This window comes from Rhizobium sp. AG855 (assembly GCF_003610655.1).
Classification (GTDB): domain Bacteria; phylum Pseudomonadota; class Alphaproteobacteria; order Rhizobiales; family Rhizobiaceae; genus Allorhizobium; species Allorhizobium wuzhouense.
Window position 1 is genome coordinate 2,961,959 of record NZ_RAQG01000003.1, and the last position, 19,738, is coordinate 2,981,696.

13 protein-coding genes and 1 tRNA gene are annotated in these 19,738 nt (G+C 62.2%); 9 read left to right on the top strand and 5 right to left on the bottom strand.

Annotated elements, in window-relative coordinates:
• Positions 1–117: 117 nt before the first annotated feature.
• A complete protein-coding gene (locus DFO46_RS14640; RefSeq protein WP_120277797.1) occupies positions 118–3,996 on the bottom strand; it encodes an ATP-binding protein in 3,879 nt (1,292 codons plus the stop codon).
• 246 nt (positions 3,997–4,242) lie between these two features.
• On the opposite strand from DFO46_RS14640, the gene DFO46_RS14645 reads away from it, so the two are divergent.
• Together DFO46_RS14645 and DFO46_RS14650 are read left to right on the top strand one after the other, a co-directional pair.
• Positions 4,243–4,683, top strand: a complete 441-nt coding sequence (locus DFO46_RS14645) for a phasin (RefSeq protein ID WP_110789908.1) — start codon at positions 4,243–4,245, stop codon at positions 4,681–4,683.
• Between the two features lie 162 nt (positions 4,684–4,845).
• Positions 4,846–4,922: transfer RNA gene (locus tag DFO46_RS14650), tRNA-His, on the top strand.
• Positions 4,923–4,972: 50 nt separating this feature from the next.
• Here DFO46_RS14650 and DFO46_RS14655 read toward each other — a convergent pair.
• Positions 4,973–5,848: a LysR family transcriptional regulator gene (locus tag DFO46_RS14655; protein ID WP_120277798.1), complete on the bottom strand. Its 876-nt coding sequence runs from the start codon at positions 5,846–5,848 to the stop codon at positions 4,973–4,975.
• A 90-nt stretch (positions 5,849–5,938) separates the two neighbouring features.
• Here DFO46_RS14655 and DFO46_RS14660 point away from each other — a divergent pair, with 90 nt between their 5' ends.
• Positions 5,939–6,169, top strand: coding sequence for a hypothetical protein (locus DFO46_RS14660; protein ID WP_120277799.1), 231 nt, complete (start codon positions 5,939–5,941; stop codon positions 6,167–6,169).
• 60 nt (positions 6,170–6,229) lie between these two features.
• Here DFO46_RS14660 and DFO46_RS14665 read toward each other — a convergent pair whose 3' ends face one another.
• From DFO46_RS14665 to DFO46_RS14670, 3 genes are all read right to left on the bottom strand, one after another.
• On the bottom strand, positions 6,230–8,710 hold the full coding sequence (locus DFO46_RS14665) for a HAMP domain-containing methyl-accepting chemotaxis protein (RefSeq protein WP_120278268.1): 2,481 nt from the start codon (positions 8,708–8,710) through the stop codon (positions 6,230–6,232).
• A 338-nt stretch (positions 8,711–9,048) separates the two neighbouring features.
• Positions 9,049–9,201, bottom strand: coding sequence for a hypothetical protein (locus DFO46_RS23920; protein WP_165826134.1), 153 nt, complete (start codon positions 9,199–9,201; stop codon positions 9,049–9,051).
• 169 nt (positions 9,202–9,370) lie between these two features.
• Positions 9,371–10,552, bottom strand: a complete 1,182-nt coding sequence (locus DFO46_RS14670) for an NAD(P)/FAD-dependent oxidoreductase (protein WP_120277800.1) — start codon at positions 10,550–10,552, stop codon at positions 9,371–9,373.
• Positions 10,553–10,674: 122 nt separating this feature from the next.
• On the opposite strand from DFO46_RS14670, the gene DFO46_RS14675 reads away from it, so the two are divergent.
• The 6 genes from DFO46_RS14675 (at position 10,675) to DFO46_RS14700 (ending at position 19,727) form a co-directional block, all read left to right on the top strand.
• Positions 10,675–12,111, top strand: a complete 1,437-nt coding sequence (locus DFO46_RS14675) for a glutamine synthetase family protein (RefSeq protein ID WP_110789912.1) — start codon at positions 10,675–10,677, stop codon at positions 12,109–12,111.
• A 13-nt stretch (positions 12,112–12,124) separates the two neighbouring features.
• Complete coding sequence (locus DFO46_RS14680) at positions 12,125–13,411, top strand: FAD-binding oxidoreductase (RefSeq protein ID WP_120277801.1); 1,287 nt, start codon at positions 12,125–12,127, stop codon at positions 13,409–13,411.
• A 147-nt stretch (positions 13,412–13,558) separates the two neighbouring features.
• Positions 13,559–15,031, top strand: a complete 1,473-nt coding sequence (zwf, locus tag DFO46_RS14685; protein ID WP_110789914.1) for a glucose-6-phosphate dehydrogenase — start codon at positions 13,559–13,561, stop codon at positions 15,029–15,031.
• An 11-nt stretch (positions 15,032–15,042) separates the two neighbouring features.
• Complete coding sequence (gene pgl, locus DFO46_RS14690; RefSeq protein ID WP_120277802.1) at positions 15,043–15,741, top strand: 6-phosphogluconolactonase; 699 nt, start codon at positions 15,043–15,045, stop codon at positions 15,739–15,741.
• A 127-nt stretch (positions 15,742–15,868) separates the two neighbouring features.
• The gene (edd, locus tag DFO46_RS14695) at positions 15,869–17,686 is read left to right on the top strand and encodes a phosphogluconate dehydratase (protein ID WP_120277803.1); all 1,818 of its coding nucleotides are present in this window, start codon (positions 15,869–15,871) and stop codon (positions 17,684–17,686) included.
• A gap of 262 nt (positions 17,687–17,948) precedes the next feature.
• Complete coding sequence (locus DFO46_RS14700) at positions 17,949–19,727, top strand: PAS domain-containing methyl-accepting chemotaxis protein (protein ID WP_120277804.1); 1,779 nt, start codon at positions 17,949–17,951, stop codon at positions 19,725–19,727.
• The last annotated feature ends 11 nt before the right edge of the window (positions 19,728–19,738 follow it).

Consider the following 19,738-nt stretch of genomic DNA (forward strand, 5'->3'; position numbering starts at 1 on the left):
TCCTGGAAGTCCGCGAGGCACTCACCTTGCCAGGCCCCTGTCACAACACGGAGGCTAACGACCTGGCAGACCTCCCTCAAGCCCTAGATAGCCGGGCAACGCCGGGTCCTTCAGAATTCAGTCCGCCAGTACCCGTGGCGAGGGGAAGGTGACTTCCACGAGCGTGCCCTCGTTCGGGGTGGACGAGATCGCAAACTGGGCGCGATTGGCGTCGACCATGGCCTTGGTGAGCGGCAGGCCAAGGCCCGTGCCGTCGCCGCGATTGCGCGGCGTGCCGGTCGAGACCTGGCGGAACGGCTTCATCGCCTGTTCCAGTTCGCTGCGTGACATGCCGATGCCGGTATCGCGGATGCGCAAGATGACGCTGCCGTTTGCCTCATAGGCGGTGGAGACGATGATCTGGCCGCCCGAGGGGGTGTAACGAATGGCGTTGGCGAGGATGTTGAGCGCGATCTGCTTGATCGAGCGGCCGTCGGCGACAACGTTCGGGACAGCCTGGGACAAAGCCGTGCGAATGATCACGCGCTGGCTATTGGCCTGCGGCTGGACGATCGAGACCGCCGCCTGCACCATGTCGTTCAGGCCCACAGACGCGAAATCGAGCTCCATCTCGCCGGCTTCGATCTTGGAGATATCGAGCAGGTCGTTGACGATGTCGAGCACATGACGGCCGGAGCGCACGATGTCATGGGCATATTCGCCGTAACGCGGATGGCCGACCGGGCCGAAATGTTCGTTGGCCATCATGTCGGCAAAGCCGATGATGGCGTTGAGCGGCGTGCGGATCTCGTGGCTGACGCGGGCGAGGAAATCGGTCTTGTGGGCGTTTGCCGTTTCGGCGGCACGCTTGGCGTTGCGCAGTTCTTCTTCCGTGCGCTTCCACTGGGTGATATCACGGATGACGGCGCAATAGCCGTTCGAGGAGTTCAGACGGCCGATGGTCATGAACAGCGGCAGGAAGCCACCGGAGGCCTCGCGCCCGATGACCTCGCGCCCGTCGTTCAAGACGCTCGCCACGCCATGACCGGAGAGGCCGCTCAGGTAGTCGAGGATCGACTTCTGGCTTTCATGGGCAAACAGCATGACAAAGGGTTTGCCGCGCGTTTCCATGTCATCGAAATTGAACAGCGCGCTGGCGGCTCGGTTCATCGAGCGGATGTCACCGTCTGCATCCAGGATGACGACGCCGTCGGTCGCGGTTTCCAGGATCGAGCGCAACTCGTCGACCTCGACCTTGAGGCGCGCGAGTTCACCCGGCGGGGTCGTTTCCTCGCGCGGGCCGTCCCCTTCTTCTGCATTGGTCGTGTGGCCAGGCTGGGCGATCAAGGCGAGCATCAGGGCGCTTGCATCGTCGAAGCGGACGGATTGCAGGCGGGCAGTGACCGGCACGAGGCGATCATCGGCGCAGACCGCAACCATGCGGGCGCTCTGGCCACCTTCTTCGTCGACATCCTGGCGCTGGATCAACGCATCGAGGCCACCGACGGCTTCCAGATCCTCCAGGGAGGAATAACCGGTGAGCGCGAAGAATTCCGGATTGGCGTGGATCAGCCTGTCGCCGACATGAACGAGCAGCGCCACGGGCATCAGGTCGACGATTTCGGCGCTGAGGCTGCGATCGCGGCGGGACGGGAGACCGTCGATGACCGGCGCGGGCGGAAGCTCGACCGGGGGCGTTGCCGCACGACCGGCTTCGGTCGGGGTGGCGGGCTCGGCTGCTTCCGCCTGTGTCGGCTCGGTGCGCGGGGACACAGGTTCGTTGCCCGACGGGGTTTCCGGAAGAGCTGACGGCGATGTCGGCGGCGACATGCGGAGCGCCGGCGGCGGGGCGGCTGCCGGGTTCAGCGATTCCTCCACCCGCGCCCGCAGCCCCAAGGGGTCGAGCTTGCGGGCAATCTCGCGGAAGGCCGCCTGTTCGCCCGGGGTCAGGTTATCGCGGCTGCGGCTGCGGTGTTCTTCGAGCTGGACGATCTTGTCCGGCTGGCTCTGCTTTTGCGGCTGCATGATGCGCAGCACCGGCGGTTCGTATACCGTTGTCGGAGGAGCATCCTCAGCCTTTACAGGCATAGCGGTTTCGGTGGTGTCGGTGTCCGTGCTCCGATCCCCCTCCCCGGCCTCAGAAACGCCGGCATCGAGGTCGGTTTCGTTGTCGTCGTCGCCGCCGACAATCCAGGTGTCGACATCATCGAGCTCAGGATGATGAAGCTGCTCTTCTTCGAAATCCTCCGGCGGATGGTTTTCCCCTTCACGCAGCTCGGACAGGAACTCTTCGAGATCTTCCTCGCGCGTCGTTTCGGCAAGTTCAGGCGCCGCTGACGGCATATCTGCGCTGTCGGCCGATGGCACGAAGGTCAGGCCCGTTGCGTTGGGGTCTTCCTGTGCATCCGTGCCGCGAACGATGCCGAAGCCGCGGAAGCCGTCGAAATCACGGTTGCGGGTGTAGGTGGGCAAAGCTGCGAGGTCGACGGGCACGACGAGGCTCGTTCCCTCGACCGGCCAGAGGATGGTCTTTCCGGACCAGGTGTCGCGCTTCTTCAGAAGCTCACCGATCTTGCCTTCCGGGTCGAGATTAAAAAGGGCGGCGAGGTCGGAAAAGGCGACACCGTTGATATCGGCCGCCCGTGGCCCAACGGCGTGGGCGAATTCCGGCGAGACTTCGCTAAAGCGCCCTTCGGCATCGATCTTCCAGACGAAACGCGTGGCGCGGCGGCCGCGTTCGAAAATGAAGGGCTTATCACCGGCGACAACGGGCGAGGAGAACATGCGGACGGTGGTTGCGGCTTCGGCGGTCGAATCGGACAGGGTGTCTGTCACGGCAGGCGTCGCATCGGGCGCAGCCTGCGGCAGGACTTCGGCTTCGCTGTTCAGAGACTGATCCGCGCTTACGGCTTCGTCTGCCGCAAGCGTCTCTTCCGGTTCAGTCGCGGCAACCGCTTCCGGAAGATCCTGATCGTCGCCGGCGATGATTTCATCACCCTGAAGCTCGGCCGTGGCGTCCGGCGCGGTTTCGGTTTCCGCGCCTTCATCTCCTGCGCGTTCGTCCGCGGCCTGCGTTTCCACGCCGGTGTAATCGAGCGCGGCGTCATCTTCCGCTACCGGCTCGATTTCCTCGATTTCACCGATCGCATCGATCACGGCGGAGAAGGGTTCTGCAGTCTCGACCGAATCAGCCGTATCTTCGACCTGCTCCATATCCGCAGCTGCCGGCCCGTCGGTATCGTCGGCGCGCACCGGCTCGGCGATCGCCACCGGCAGATCCGATTCCAGGGGTTCCGAGACCGCCTCCACGTCCGCTGTCTCGTTGAAATCGTCGCTCGGGTCCATCTGTCCGAGAATCGTCTCCACGGCGAACAGCAGATGCAGCGACGGATCGTCGGAAATCTTGCCGATCGCGGCCGGCAGGTAACCGCGGCCGGTCGGGATCGGACGCTTCACGAGGCGATCGGCATCCGCCTCGACGAGGGCGATCAGCATGCGTGCCGTGTGCGTGGTCATGCCGAGCTTGGCGAACTCGGCGGAACCGGCAACCACATTGCCGTCCGAATCGAGGACCGCCATATGGGTGTCGGGATCGTCGAAGCCGCTCATCAGGTCCTGCGCGCGCTCGGCAATGCCGGGCCGTCCCTTGCCAAGGGCGGGCACCGCCAGGAGGACGACGGGCTCGCCGGCGCGAATTTCGATGCGCTCGGCGGTTGCCGTGACCGGAATCTTCTGGAATCCCGATGTGACGCGCAGCATCAGGCTGCGGCTGTCGCCGGTTGCCTGCAGCTGTCGGGTGGCGGCATCGATCTGACGGAAGGTCACGTCCGCGCGATCCGGCCCCTCTTCGAGGAAGTCATAAATCGAGGCCTGGCCGAAGAATCGGGCGCCCGCGCCATTGCACCACAGGACACGCTCGAGCGCCGGCGAAAACAGCACGAGAGCCTCGCCCCTGGCCAGCCGGGGGCGGATCAGATCGTGCACGGCGACATCGATGAAGGGGTACTGGGCGGGCATTGCTGAACCTGTCACGTCATGGCCTCGAGGGCAAATTAACAGATTTTTAATAGCTAGGGAGGGGCCTTGGGTCCAGAAAGTGCGCGCTGTTTCGGTCGATAAGGTTAACCGGCCAGAATTACCCACATGCATCTTTTCTAATTGTGCGTTGCACAATCATGTTGCAATGCACCATATTCGATGCTATATAGAATTCATGCATGAACGAGCGGCCTGCACGGCCCACAAGACAAGAGGAAATACGCCATGAATACCAAGGACATGTTCTCCTTCTCGACCTTCGATCCTTCCAAGATGCAGGAAAACTTCCGCGACTTCGCCGAAAAGGGCGCCGCACAGTCGAAGGAAGCCTATGCCAAGATGAAGGCCGCAACCGAAGAAGCCACCAAGACCGTGGAAGCCACCGTGCAGACCGCCCAGGCCGGCACCGTCGAACTCGGCCTCAAGGCCATCGACGCGCTGCGCACCAACACCGAGCATTCGCTCTCGCATCTTGAAGCCCTGCTCGGCGTGAAGTCGGTTGCCGAACTCTTCGAACTGCAGACCGCCTTCATCCGCAAGCAGGCTGAAGTGACGATCGAACAGGCCAAGGCAATCCAGGAAACCGCCAAGAAGGTTGCCGAATCCGTCGCCAAGCCGGGCAAGGAAGCCGCTGAAAAGGTCGCTTCGACCTTCAAGGCTGCCTGATCGAGCCTCCTGACACCAGATCCTCCCAGATCAAAGGGGCCGGGCTTTCGAGCCTGGCCCTTTTTCATGCCAGCCCATTTTGCAACATCCGCAGAAAGGGCTTGAAAAAAAATCTCACTGCTCGTATGTGACCCCTCGACGGCGTCAGCGACGCGGTCATGTGCGGTTGTAGCTCAGTTGGTTAGAGCGCAGGTTTGTGGCACCTGAGGTCGGAGGTTCGAGACCCCCCAACCGTACCATTTTTTCATTTCCCCCAAAGATTACATTCGAAGCGGCAAAACGCTCGGCGTTATCCCGTCTTGCTTGGTCGACGTCCGGCCAATAGGTCCTTGTGCGCCCCGAGCAGCTTTGCCATGCGGTCAACAACGATGCGGATTTCCCGTCGATGGCGATCATCGTTGTTCATCACGATCCATTGCCGGTGACGGAGCGCGGCGATCTCTTCGCCGGTCCGCTCCAGAGTTGGATCAAGGTCACCGACAAAGCATGGCAGGATCGCCATACCGGCTCCGGCCCTGACAAGATCGAGCAGCGAGCGTGGACGATTGGCCGTGACGACGATGCGATCCGGCTTATTTTCATGCGGCCAGCGCAGATAGTTTGAGACTGCATTTTCCGTATCCACAGCCAGCCACGGCTCGGCACCGATCCAATCACGATTGCGGGCGCGATAGACGGCATAGGCCACCTCGCCTGCGGCGACTGAGGCGAGGTTTGGCTCCTCCGGCTCGAAGGCGCGGATGCCGATATCGCTTTCACGATGGGCGAGACGGGCCCTTTGCTCGGCAACGTTCATATCGATACGAAAAGCATCTCGCTCCGTACGGATCGCGTGCATGTTCTGTGCTACCAGCCAGGCGATCCAGGTGCCGAGGCTGATGCGCACCAGCGCCTGCCCGCCGGTTCCCCGCCTCCATTCCTCTACCTTACGGCTCGCCGCCTCCAGTTCGGACAATTGCTCCAGCAGTTGGCCACCGTCCAGGGTCAGCCGATACCCGGTCTGGCTGCGCAGGAAGAGTTCGCGGCCCAACCGCTGCTCCAGTTCGACCATGCGCCGCCCCAGCGTGGCGGGGCTGAGGCCCGTGGCGTCAGCGGCAGCGGTCAAGCCGCCCTGGCGGGCGATCACGATGAACAGCTGATAGGCATCCCAGGCTATGTCTTTCATGAATGAAAGACATAATGCATTCCTTCATGTTTATACAGCCAATTTTGATGAGTAACCTCTTCCCAGGTCCAGACTTGAAGGAGATCTCTCATGCTTGAGCCCCACATGATCCTTGCCATCCTGTCGCTGCAGAAGACCTGCGAGCGACCCTCAGGCCGGAAAGAGGAAGACGCCTTCTACCAGCGGTATCGGGAACCGATTTATCGGCGCTTTTATCAAAGATGGCTTCGGCTTTCCAAACGTCTTCTGGGCCACCGTCAGCCCCGCGAGGCGGCACTGACCAGCGATCATCCTGTCCCGGCATTCGAGCCATGCCGCTGAATGCGGAAGAGCCCAGTGGGACGCACTGGGCTCTTCAATTTCTGTCTCTGAATGGCTCGATCAAGCCGCCCGAACCGTCCCCTGCCCGCGATCCGCCTCGATGCGGAACTGCTGGAGGAGATCGCGCAGGGCATCGGTCTGCAGTGACAGATCCTGTGTTGCGGCTGTCGCCTCTTCCACCATGGCGGCGTTCTGCTGGGTCATCTGGTCCATGCGGTTGACGGCGCCGTTGACTTCCTGCAGCGCGCCGGACTGTTCGCGGCTTGCCGAGGCGATCTTTTCCACGTGGTCGCTGATCGCTGATATCTGCGAGCCAATGCGCGACAGCACCTCGCCGGTCTGCTGGACATGGGTCGAGCCGCTTGCCACTTCCGCAGCCGAGCGGTTGATCAGGCCCTTGATCTCCTTCGCCGCATTGGCCGAGCGCTGGGCGAGCTCACGGACTTCCTGTGCCACGACTGCAAAGCCCTTGCCCGCTTCGCCCGCGCGGGCGGCTTCGACGCCGGCATTGAGGGCCAACAGGTTCGTCTGAAAGGCGATTTCGTCGATCACGCCGATGATGTTGGAGATCTGACGCGAGGCATCCTCGATCCGGCCCATGGCCGAAATCGCACTGCCAACGACGACGGCGGATTCGTCTGCGTTCTTCTTGGCTTCACGCACAACGCCGTTCACTTCTTCCGCACGTTCCGAAGAGGAGCGAACGGCGACGGTGATTTCATCGACGGCGGCGGCCGTTTCCTCAAGCGAAGCGGCCTGCTGTTCGGTGCGACGGGCGAGATCCAAAGCGGACTGCGCCATCTGGCGACCATTGTTCTGGATCTGGTCCACATTGCCGGAGATCTGGTGCATGGTGTCACGCAGGCGGGCAAGCGACAGATTGAAGTCATTGCGCAGCTGCTCAAGACGACCGTGGAAGCGGCCCTCGATCTCGAAGGAGATGTCGCCGACAGCGAGGCGCTCCAATGCCTGGGCAAGCTTGCCGACGGCATGGTCGATCTGCTGGTCGAGGGCCTGCTTGTCTTCGTCGTTGCGGCGGCGTTCGGCCTCTGCTTCCTGCTGCTCGCGTTGACGCTCGGATTCGATCTCGAGCTTGGTGCGGGCGTTGGTCTTGAAGACCGCCAATGCGCGGGCCATCGCGCCGATCTCGTCGCCGCGTCTGTCGCCGGCAATGCCGGCTTCGAGGTCTCCCTCTGCCAGACGCTGCATGGTGGCGGTGATCCGGGCAATCGGCCGCTGCAACGTCAGCACCAGCGCAAAGCCGCCGATGATGGCGAGGATCACGCCGGCAATGGTGGTGCCGATGGAGAGGCGATTGGCTTCCTGGCGCTCGGTGCCGGCGGCATCCTTCTGCAGGTCGGCAAAGGAGGTGAGCGACGCCCAGATCGCATCCATGGTGCGGCTGGCATCGGCGAAGCTCTCGGCGCGGGCGCCGCTGGTCTTGACCAATGTTTCCGAGTCTGATGTCAGCGAGGCCAGAAGCGGCTGGATGGCGCCGGTCAGGCTGTCGTAGAAGGCCTTGTCGGCAATGCTGCCGCCGAGCACGACGAGGTTGTCGCTGACCAGCTTGATCTGGCGCAGGAGCGGCTCGCGGGCCTTGTCGTCCTTGACGTTGAGGAAGTTGGCAGCGACGAGGCGCAGGTCATAGACGTCCGCCACCAGCATGCGGCTGCCAGCCTGTACATCGTCGGCCTGGACGGCACCCGTTTCGACGGCCGCAAACTTCTCGACCGACGACGCGTATTTCTCCTTCGCGCCCTGATCCAGCGTCGTGGCGAAGCCCCGGAAGCGCGCAGTGATGGAGCCGAGTTTGCGACCGGCCTCCAGGCTGGTGTCGCCGGTTGCGATCTCGGTCTTCAGTTCGCCGATAGCGGCCTGGAATTCCTTGGCCATGGGCTTCGACTTGGCCGGCAAGGCATTGGCGATCTTGCGCTGGGTCTTCACCAGTTCGGGAAGCTGCTTCTGCAGATAGGGGATCTGCGCCTCGGGCAGGCCGGCTGCAAAATAGCCGCGAACAAATTCGGCGAGCTGGGTGGCTGCAGCGGAGAGACGATCGGCTTCGCGAAGGGCCGCCTTGGCGTCAGCTTCGCCACTGACGACCGCGCGCTGCAGTTTCTGCGCTTCGTCGCCGACGCGGATCTGCTGTGCCATCAGGCCCTTCAGATGTTCCTGAATGGCGGTGGCGGTCTGAACCTCCGCCTGATGCAACTGCCAGAGAGCGTCGATCTTCTGGTTGATCGCGCCGGTGCCGGCGATCGCTTCGTCGAGGAAGTTGCGGCCCATGCCGCCTTCGCCGATCTCGGCAATATTGTCCTTCAGCGTCGCCTGCTGGGCGTCGAGCTGGGAGACGACGGCGGTGCGGGTTTCATCCGAGGTCTCGTTGAGGAACCGGGTCATGGCCGCGTTCACACTGCGAAAGCCGTTCAGCGAGCGCATCGTGCCGTTGGAAATCTCCATCCGCTGCTGCAGCAGTCCCGACGCGTAAAGCCCCATCAGACCGACGGCGGTTATCGACAGCACAAAGGGAAGCACGAAGGCCATGACCTTCGTCGAAATCGAAAATCGGGACAAAATATGATCGATCAAAACGCGTCCTCCACGCAAGAGGAGACAGGCTCCTCCGAAACATTCCAAGTCTGCGCAGACAGGATCCGCGCCGACAGTCCTCCACTCCGAGGATCAGAATGACCGGAAAAGTATCAAGGCGAGGTTAAGCGCTTAGTCCGAGGAACTGCGGGGCCGACGGTTCTTGTTCTAGGCCGGAACAAGGATACCGCCGATCGGGCGGCACCACCGGGTCTTGCGCGTCATGCGGGGCGCATGCGGAGGCGAAGCCAGGGGCGACAGACCCGTTCACCTCAATCGCGTGGGGGATATCGTCAACCGAGGAGATAGCTGGTCGCGAGGGTTGCCAGCATGCTTGCGGCAAACAGGCTGCTGATCAGCAGCGCGCGGAGTGTGTTTCGCTCTTCGTCCTGCCGGCGGGTGACGGCGATGGCAATGGCGCGGGGCTTGCGGTTCTCAGGGGTCATCAATGCAATCCTTGAAAAGGTCCGTGACGAGAACATGCCTGTTTGGCTGCCGGCCTGACGTCATGTCGCGGCTTATCTCCTGCCGCGCCGGCATTCTGTCAGGATGGCCGACGCATGTTAACAAGTCCTGAATTACAATGCAAAGCTTGCCTGTAACCGGCGAAAAGCATCAGACGCTTTCGCCGGCCGCATGCCCCGATGCCCAGGCCCACTGAAAATTGTAGCCGCCGAGCCAGCCCGTCACGTCGACGCATTCGCCGATCAAGAAGAGGCCGGGCACGTCCTTCGCCTGCATGCTGCGGCTGTCGAGCTTTCGGGTGTCGATACCGCCCAAGGTCACCTCGGCCGTGCGATAGCCCTCGGAGCCTGCCGGCTTCAGCCGCCAGCCACGGATCTGATCGGCCAGCGCGACGAGCGCTTTGTCCGGGAGATCGGCGAGCGGACGTTCCAGCTTGTGCGTCTCGGCAAGGTACTGTGCCAAGCGCTTGGGCAGGTGCTGGGCCAGCACCGTCTGCACCTGCTGGCGCCCGTTGTCGCGTTTGGCAGATTTCAGGATCTCGGCAAAATCGCGGTCCGGCTCCAGCGACATGACAATCTCGTCGCCCTCCCGCCAGTAGCTCGAGATCTGCAGGATGGCCGGGCCTGAGAGACCGCGATGGGTGAACAGCATGGCCTCACGGAAATGCGTCTTGCCATGGGCGATATCGGCCTCGACGGCGACACCGGCGAGATCGGACAGGGAAGACAGCAGGTTGGGTTCCAGCGTCAGCGGCACGAGCGCGGGCCTCGTCTCCGTCACGGAGAGGCCGAACTGCTCGGCGATGCGATAGGCAAATCCGGTCGCGCCCATCTTGGGGATCGACTTGCCGCCGGAGGCGATCACCAGATTGCGGGCAAGGACCGTGCCGTCGCTCGTCTGCAGACGGAAACCATCAAGGTTCTTCGCGACATCAGAGATTTCGCAGGACAGTTTCAGTTCGACATGGGCCGCGCGCATCTCGTCGAGCAGCATGCGGATGATGTCCCTGGCGCTGTCGTCGCAGAAGAGCTGGCCGAGCGTCTTTTCGTGCCAGGCGATCTTGTGGCGGTCGACCAGCGCGATGAAATCGGAAGGCGTGTAGCGGGCGAGCGCCGATTTGGCGAAATGCGGATTTTCGGAAATGTAGTTCTTCGGACCCGCATGGATATTGGTGAAGTTGCAGCGCCCGCCGCCGGAGATGCGGATCTTCTCGCCCGGTGCTTTCGCATGATCGAGCACGACGACGGAGCGGCCGCGCCTTCCGGCGGTGAAAGCCGCCATCATGCCGGCGGCTCCGGCTCCGATGATGGCGACGTCATAGGTCATGGCCATGCCGCTTCTCCTGTCAGCTCCGCGCCTGTCTCGGCAAACTTTTGATCAAAGTCAACGCTCCCCCCTCGCCATTGAGGAAAGTCTGGTTATGATGGAACCCATCAACAACCAACCGGTGAGACATGCCTCCGAAGAAGCCCATGCAGAGACCCCTCAACGTCACATCCAAGAAGACGAGCGTTCCGCCGGACCCTGGATCGAAGCGTGGCGTCTCGAGCTGGAAGGAGGCGGCCAACTGGCTGAGGGCGCGTGGCATCGAGGACATCGAATGCATCACGCCAGACCTTGCCGGCGTGCCGCGCGGCAAGATGATGCCGTCGTCGAAGTTCACCTCGAACACGTCGCTGGCCCTCCCCTCCGCGATCTACCGCCATACGATTTCCGGCGAGTATCCGGATGAGACGGAGAATTTCCGTTACGAGCCGCGCGACAGCGATCTGAAGCTGCTGCCCGACCTTTCCACGCTGGCGGTCGTCCCGTGGGAAACGGACCCGACTGCCCAGGTGATCTGCGACATCGTCGATTCCGACGGCGAGAACGTGTCCTACACGCCGCGCAACGTCTTGAAGAACGTTCTTCGCCTGTACGAAGAGAAGGGCTGGAAACCGGTCGTCGCGCCGGAGATCGAGTTCTACCTCGTCGCGATGAACGATGATCCGGATTATCCGCTGCATCCGCCGAAAGGTCGGTCCGGCCGTTCGATCGTCGGAGGCCAGGGCTATTCGATTGCCGGGATCAACGAATTCGACGAGTTGATCGACGACATCTACCACTTCTCGGAAAAGCAGGGGCTGGAGATCGACACCCTGATCCACGAGGAAGGTCCCGCCCAGCTCGAAATCAACCTGCGCCACGGCAATCCGATCGAACTTGCCGACCAGGTGTTCATGTTCAAGCGCACGATCCGCGAGGCGGCGCTGAAGCATGGCATCTACGCCACCTTCATGGCCAAGCCGATGCAGGGCCAGCCGGGTTCGGCGATGCACATCCACCAGTCGGTGGTCGACATCAAGACGGGCAAAAACGTCTTCTCGAAGCCGGACGGGTCGGCCTCGCCGGAGTTCTTCCACTTCATCGGCGGCATGCAGAAATATGTGCCGAGCGCGCTGGCGATGCTGGCACCTTACGTGAACTCCTATCGCCGACTGACGCCCGACATGGCGGCTCCGGTCAACAATGCCTGGGGTTACGACAACCGGACGACGGCCTTCCGCGTGCCGGTGTCCGATGCTGCCGCGCGGCGCGTGGAGAACCGGCTCCCGAGTTCGGATGCAAACCCCTATCTCGCGCTCGCGGCTTCGCTCGCCTGCGGCTATCTCGGCATCGTCAAGGAGATCGAACCGACGGCTGCCGCCGAAGGATCGGAGAACGAGGGATCGGTCGACTTGCCGCGCGGTCTCCTGGAAGCGGTGTCCCTGATGGAAAGCCAGGCTGATTTCCACGACGTCTTCGGTCGAGAGTTCATCGGGCTCTATGCCGGGGTCAAACGCGGCGAATTCGAAACCTTCATGCAGGTTATCAGCCCGTGGGAACGCGAATTCCTCCTGCTCAACGTGTGAGGGAGTTGGCCCCATGACATGGCAAAGCCCGATCGCACCGGGGATCTCCTGGTATCAGGCCAGCGTCGGCGAGCGCCCGGAATATCCTGAACTCGACGGCTCGGTGCGCGCCGACGTCGCCATCATCGGCGGCGGTTTCACCGGTCTCCAGGCCGCGTTCAACCTGCGACGCCTTGGCGCCTCCGTTGTTCTGATCGAGGGCAGCCGCTTCGGTGACGGAGCGTCCGGCCGCAACGGCGGACAACTCGGCACCGGCCAGCGCGCCTGGCCGGCCGAACTCGAAGAGGAGCTCGGTTTCGCGCGTTCCAAGGCGCTGTTCGACATGGCGGAGAACGCGAAGCGTTACCTGCTCGACTTCGCCGAACAACACGGCATCGACATGGAATACATGCCGGGCCAGATGAATGTCGCGCACAAACGCGGCTGGGAAAAAGACTATCGGCACGATGCCGATGTCATGGCTGAGCGATATGGCTATCCGCATGTTTCCTTCATGGACGAAGCCGAGACGCAGGAGAGACTGGGCTCCAAACGCTATCACTACGGCGTGCGGGACAGCGGCACCGGCCATATCCACCCGCTGAAGCTGTTGGTGGGGCTGGCAAGAGTGGCCGCGTCTGCCGGGGCGATGATCCACGAAATGACGCCAGCCAGGGCGATTCGCCAGGCCGGCGGCAAAACGGTCATCGATACGCCGAAAGGCACGATTACCGCCGATCGCGTGCTGATCGCGACCAATGCCTATATCGGCAATCTGGAGCCGGTGACGGCGGCCCATGTCATGCCGATCCGATCCTTCATCGGGGCGACAGTGCCGCTGGACACGTTTCCGGAAGTGCTTCCGGGTTCAGAAGCGGTGGCCGACAGCCGGTTCGTGGTGCGCTATTTCCGCAAGACGCAGGACGGGCGGCTGCTGTTCGGCGGACGCGAGGCTTATACCTCCGACAGTCCGCGCGACATCTCCAGCCACATCCGCCGGCAGATTGCCGAGATCTACCCTGCTCTCGCATCGGTCGAGATGACCCATGCGTGGGGCGGCTCGGTCGGCATCACCATGCCACGCAAACCGTTTGCGCGGGACGTCCTGCCGGGCGTCACGTCGCTTGCCGGCTATTCCGGCCACGGCGTGATGCTGTCGAACTATTGTGGCAAGATGTATGCGGATACGATCGCTGGGAACGCCCGAGAACTGGATGCACTCAAGGATCTGAAGATCCCGCCCTTCCCCGGCGGTGGCCGCCTGCGCAAACCCCTGCTCTTCCTCGCGCTCACATGGTATGCGCTTCGGGACCGATTCTGATCATCGTGCCCGCGATCCAATGTCGCAGATAAGGATGTATTCATCCTTTCGGCGGCATTGGTTCCACAAATTTCCGGGTGCAGGGTGGCTTTTTTAAATCGATTAGATTAGAACCGGTGCAACGCTTTTCCGAATGAGAGACGCCGCATGAGCAGCCAGATCATCCCCGTGGAACCCTTTGACTACGTCGTCTTCGGCGGCACCGGCGACTTGGCCGAACGCAAGCTTCTGCCGGCGCTGTATCATCGCCAGCTGGCCGGCCAGTTGACCGAGCCGACCCGCGTGATCGGCGCCTCGCGCACCGCCATGACCGACGACGAGTATCGCAAGTTCACGCTTGACGCGCTGAAGGAGCATCTGAAGGCGGAAGAACTGGAAGAAGCCGAGCTCGCGAAATTTCTTGCCCGCATCCACTACGTTTCGGTCGACGCCAAGTCGGATCAGGGCTGGGAAGATCTGAAAAAGCTTCTCGACCAGGGCAAGGACATCGTTCGCGCCTTCTATCTCGCTGTTTCGCCGGCGATTTTCGGTGACATCGCGGACAAGATCCGCGACCACAAGCTGATCACCAAGTCGACCCGCATCGTCGTCGAGAAACCGATCGGCCGTGACCTCGCCTCCGCGCAGGCGCTGAACGACACGATCGGCAAGGTGTTCAAGGAAGAGCAGATCTTCCGCATCGACCACTATCTCGGCAAGGAGACGGTGCAGAACCTGATGGCGCTTCGCTTCGCCAATGCGCTCTACGAGCCGCTGTGGAACTCCGCCCATATCGACCACGTGCAGATCACGGTTGCCGAATCCGTCGGTCTCGAAGGCCGCGTGACCTATTACGACAAGGCCGGCGCGCTGCGTGACATGGTGCAGAACCACATCCTGCAGCTTCTCTGCCTCGTGGCCATGGAAGCCCCGTCCTCGCTCGACGCCGAAGCCGTGCGTGACGAAAAGCTGAAGGTCCTGCGTTCGCTGAAGCCGATCACGCCGGCCAATGTCGAGAAGCAGACGGTTCGCGGACAGTACCGCGCCGGTGCCTCGGCGGGCGGTGCGGTCAACGGCTACCAGGAAGAACTGGGCGCGGTCTCCGATACGGAAACCTTCGTCGCCATCAAGGCGGAGATCAACAACTGGCGTTGGGCGGGCGTGCCCTTCTACCTGCGCACCGGCAAACGTCTCGCAACCCGGATGTCGGAAATCGTCATCGCCTTCAAGCCGATCCCGCATTCGATCTTCGGCGATGCGGCCGGCCGGATCGAAGCCAACAAGCTGGTGATCCGCCTGCAGCCGGACGAAGGCGTCAAGCAGTGGCTGATGATCAAGGATCCGGGTCCGGGCGGCATGCGCCTGCGCCACGTTTCACTCGACATGAGTTTTGCCCAGGCATTCGACGTCCGCAATCCGGACGCCTATGAACGCCTCTTGATGGACGTCATCCGCTCGAACCAGACGCTGTTCATGCGCCGCGACGAAGTGGAAGCGGCATGGAAGTGGTGTGATCCGATCCTGAAATCCTGGGAAGAGATCGGCCAGAAGGCTCAAGGCTATACGTCCGGCACCTGGGGACCGAGCCAGGCCATTGCGCTGATCGAGCGCGACGGCCGCACATGGCACGAAAACGACTGAGGCCGGGATCGATGGCGTATCAGATGCACAGTTTCGAGACCGCCTCATTCCTGGCGGCAGCGCTTGCAGACCGCGTTGCGGCGGCTCTCTCTGCCGCCATCGCGGCGCGGGGAGAGGCAACGCTCGCCGTATCCGGCGGATCAACCCCCAAGGCCTTTTTCGAAGCCCTTTCGAGCCGCGCAATCGATTGGCCCAAGGTCAAGGTGACGCTGGTCGACGAAAGGTTCGTTCCGGAGGACAATCCGCGTTCGAACCATTTGCTGGTCAAGACCCACCTGCTGAAGGACGCTGCGGCGATGGCGCAGTTCGTGCCGCTCTATCGGCCGGAAGCGACAATCGAGGACGCGGCAATCACGGCATCCGGCATCGTTCCCGGCATGACGGGGCCTTTCGATGTCGTCATTCTCGGCATGGGCACGGATGGCCACACCGCCTCCTTCTTCCCGGGCGGAGATCACCTCACCGCCGCGCTGGACCTTACCCTGCCCCGGCGCGTCATGACGATGGAAGCCCCCGGTGCAGGCGAAGCCCGGCTGACGCTCTCCTTCTCGGCCTTGCAGGATGCCGGTCTTCTCGTCATCCATATCGAGGGCGCGGAGAAGAAGAGTGTGCTTGAAAAAGCGACTGCCGGAACGGACGAAGCCGACATGCCGATCCGTGCGGTGCTTGAACGGGCAGCGACAACGCCCGAAATCTACTGGGCGCCCTGAACGGGTGACCCTTGCCATGCCGTGACGGATCACGGTCTGGCCCGATGCGCGACAACCCGATGTCCGGGCCTGGAGGCCCTGCGCGAAGCGTGACCAGACGCGCGCGCCGAAAGAGGAGCGAAATCCTATGAGTGCAGACAGCCGTATCGAAGCCATCACCAAGCGGATCGTCGAGCGATCCAAGCCGACGCGTGAGGTTTATCTCGACCGGACGCGCCGGGCGATCTCCAAGGGCGTGCACCGCTCTACCCTGTCTTGCGGCAACCTCGCCCACGGCTTTGCCGTCTGTTCCCCCTCGGACAAGGCGGCCCTTGCCGGCGACGTGGTGCCCAATCTCGGCATCATCACCGCTTATAACGACATGCTCTCCGCCCACCAGCCCTTCGAGACCTATCCGGCGCTGATCCGTCAGGCGGCAGCGGAAGCGGGTGGCGTGGCACAGGTCGCGGGCGGCGTTCCCGCGATGTGCGACGGCGTGACCCAAGGGCAGCCGGGCATGGAGCTGTCGCTCTTCTCCCGCGATGCGATCGCCATGGCAGCCGCGATTGGCCTGTCGCACAACATGTTCGATGCCGCCGTCTATCTCGGCGTGTGCGACAAGATCGTGCCCGGCCTGATGATCGCAGCCCTGACCTTCGGCCACCTCCCGTCTGTCTTCATTCCAGCCGGCCCGATGACGACCGGCCTGCCAAATGACGAGAAGTCGCGCATCCGGCAGCTCTATGCCGAAGGCAAGGTTGGTCGCGCCGAGCTGCTCGAGGCGGAGTCCAAGTCGTATCACGGGCCTGGCACCTGCACCTTCTACGGCACTGCAAACTCCAACCAGATGCTGATGGAGATCATGGGCTTCCACCTGCCGGGTGCCTCCTTCATCAATCCCGGCACGCCACTGCGTGATGCGCTGACCAAGGAAGCGACGAAGCGGGCGCTTGCCATTACCGCGCTGGGCAATGAGTTCACGCCCGCAGGCGAGATGATCGACGAACGTTCCATCGTCAACGGCGTGGTCGGCCTGCATGCCACCGGCGGCTCGACCAACCATACGCTGCACCTGATCGCCATGGCTCGTGCCGGCGGCATCCAGCTGACTTGGCAGGATATCTCCGACCTGTCGGATATCGTGCCGCTGCTCGCCCGCGTCTATCCGAATGGGCTCGCCGACGTGAACCATTTCCACGCGGCAGGCGGCATGGGCTTCCTGATCAAGCAGCTGCTCAAGGCCGGCTATGTGCATGATGACGTGCGCACGGTCTATGGCCAGGGTCTTGCCGCATACACGATCGATCCAAAGCTCGCCGAAGACGGCACGGTATCCCGTGAACCGGCCTCCGAGGTCAGCGCCGATCCCAAGGTGCTCAGCACCATCGACAAGCCGTTCCAGTCGAATGGCGGCTTGAAGATGCTGACCGGCAATCTCGGCAAGGGCGTGATCAAGATTTCGGCGGTGAAGCCGGAGCGGCATGTCATCGAAGCACCAGCGATCGTTTTCCACGACCAGCAGGAACTGCAGGACGCGTTCAAGGCCGGCAAGCTGGAGAAGGACTTCATCGCGGTCGTCCGCTTCCAGGGACCGAAGGCCAATGGCATGCCGGAACTGCACCGCCTGACACCTCCGCTCGGTGTGCTGCAGGACCGCGGCTTCAAGGTGGCGCTGGTGACCGACGGCCGCATGTCCGGCGCATCCGGCAAGGTACCGGCGGCGATCCATGTGACACCGGAAGCGGTGGACGGCGGGCCGATCGCGCGGATCAAGGACGGCGACATCATTCGCCTCGACGCCATTGCCGGGACACTCGAAGTTCTGGTCGACGCTGCCGAACTTGCCTCCCGTGACAATGCGACGACAGATCTCGACGCCAATGAATTCGGCATGGGTCGCGAGCTTTTCGCCAGTTTCCGGCGGATTGCAGGTCCGGCAGACCAGGGCGCCAGCGTACTTTTCTAATAAAGCCCTCCCTTACAACAGCCAGGCCGCGAAAACTCGCGGCCTTTTTTTTGCGGTCAGATCCAGCAATTGTGACAAAAATCGGCCGGCTTAACGCATTCGAAACCTCTAATATTGTATATTTCGATACGGAAAAGCCTGCAGAATCAGGAAGATATACGAATCTCGCCGATCTTCATGACAGTTCTGCCTTTTGTCTACCTTCGTTCGGGACGGAGCGAAGGTCCACCCGTAATACTGGCAAAGAAGGACCAGCGCAGAGATGTTCGGACAGTCATATAACACAAAGGCGCAACTAGAATCCCTCGAGGTGGTCACGGCCAATATCATGATCGCGGATGAGAAGCTTAACATCCGCTATATGAACGCAGCCGTGAAGGAGATGCTGAAGGAGGCGGAAGCTGACCTCAGAAAAGAGCTGCCGCGCTTTGAATTTGCCAAGCTGATCGGCAGCAATATCGACATCTTCCACAAGAACCCGTCGCACCAGCGCAACATGCTGGCGAGCCTCAAGACGCAGCACCGGGCGACCATCTGGGTCGGGCATCATGCCTTCGACCTGATCGTGACGCCTCTGAAGAGCGGCTCCAAGACAACAGGTTTCGTGGTCGAATGGGCCAATGCCAGTGCCCGCCTGCAGAATCTCGATTACCAGAACCAGATGGTCGCGATCAGCCGCGTTCAGGCCATCATCGAATTCACGCCCGAAGGTGAGGTCGTGACGGCCAACGACAACTTCCTCAATGCTCTTGGCTACCGTCTCGACGAGATCAAGGGCAAACATCACAGCATGTTTGTCGATCAGGACTACAGCCGATCGCCCGACTACCAGGAATTCTGGAAGCAGCTTCGCGCCGGCAAGTTTCAGGCGGCAGAATTCACCCGCTACGGCAAGGGCGGCAAGAAGGTCGTGATCAACGCTTCCTACAATCCGATCCTTGATGATCGCGGTCGCGTGACCAAGGTCGTAAAGTTCGCTACCGACGTGACCGAACGCGTGCATGCGGTCGATACGATCGGCGATTCGCTGAAGAAGATGGCCGATGGCGATGTCAGCTTTACCATCGACCGGCCGTTTGCTCCGGACTTCGACGCACTGCGCATCAACCTGAACGAGGCGCTGACGCAGCTTGGCTCGACGCTTGGTGCCGTTGCCAAGTCGACGGACCAGATCGACAGCGGGACGCGCGAAATCAGCCACAGCGCTCAGGATCTTTCGAAGCGGACCGAGCAGCAGGCAGCGTCCCTCGAAGAAACGGCCGCGGCGCTCGACCAGATCACGGTCAATGTCAGCAATGCCTCCAAGAGATCGGAAGAGGCGCGCAACTCCACCCAGTTGGCCGATGCCAGCGCGACGCGGTCCGGGCAGATCGTGGCAGAAGCCGTTGGCGCCATGGCCAGGATCGAACAGTCTTCGAACCAGATCTCCAACATCATCGGCGTGATCGACGAGATCGCCTTCCAGACAAACCTGCTTGCCCTCAATGCCGGTGTCGAGGCTGCCCGTGCGGGCGAGGCCGGCAAGGGCTTCGCGGTCGTCGCCCAGGAAGTTCGCGAGCTGGCCCAACGCTCTGCGCAAGCAGCGAAGGAGATCAAGGAACTGATCCGCAACTCGTCGGAAGAGGTGAAGAACGGCGTAAAGCTGGTGAGCGAGACCGGCGAGGCGCTGAAAACCATCCAGGAGAACATCGTCGCGGTCAACGATCACATGCAGGCCATTGCAAGCTCCGCCCGCGAACAGGCGACGGGATTGTCCGAGGTGAATTCGGCGGTGAACCAGATGGACCAGGTCACCCAGCAGAACGCGGCGATGGTGGAAGAATCGAACGCGGCCAGTGCCACGCTCGCCCACGAAACCGAGAGACTGCGGCAGTTCATCGCTCGCTTCACGCTCGGGCATCATTATTCCGGCAATACGGGCCAGAGCTCTGCACCTGTCCGCCATGCACCTTCGGCAGCACCGGCCGAGCGCCGTCCATCGGCCCGTCCGGCTGCGGTCCGTGGCAACACGGCCCTGAAGGAAGACTGGCAGGAATTCTGATCCGACGCGTC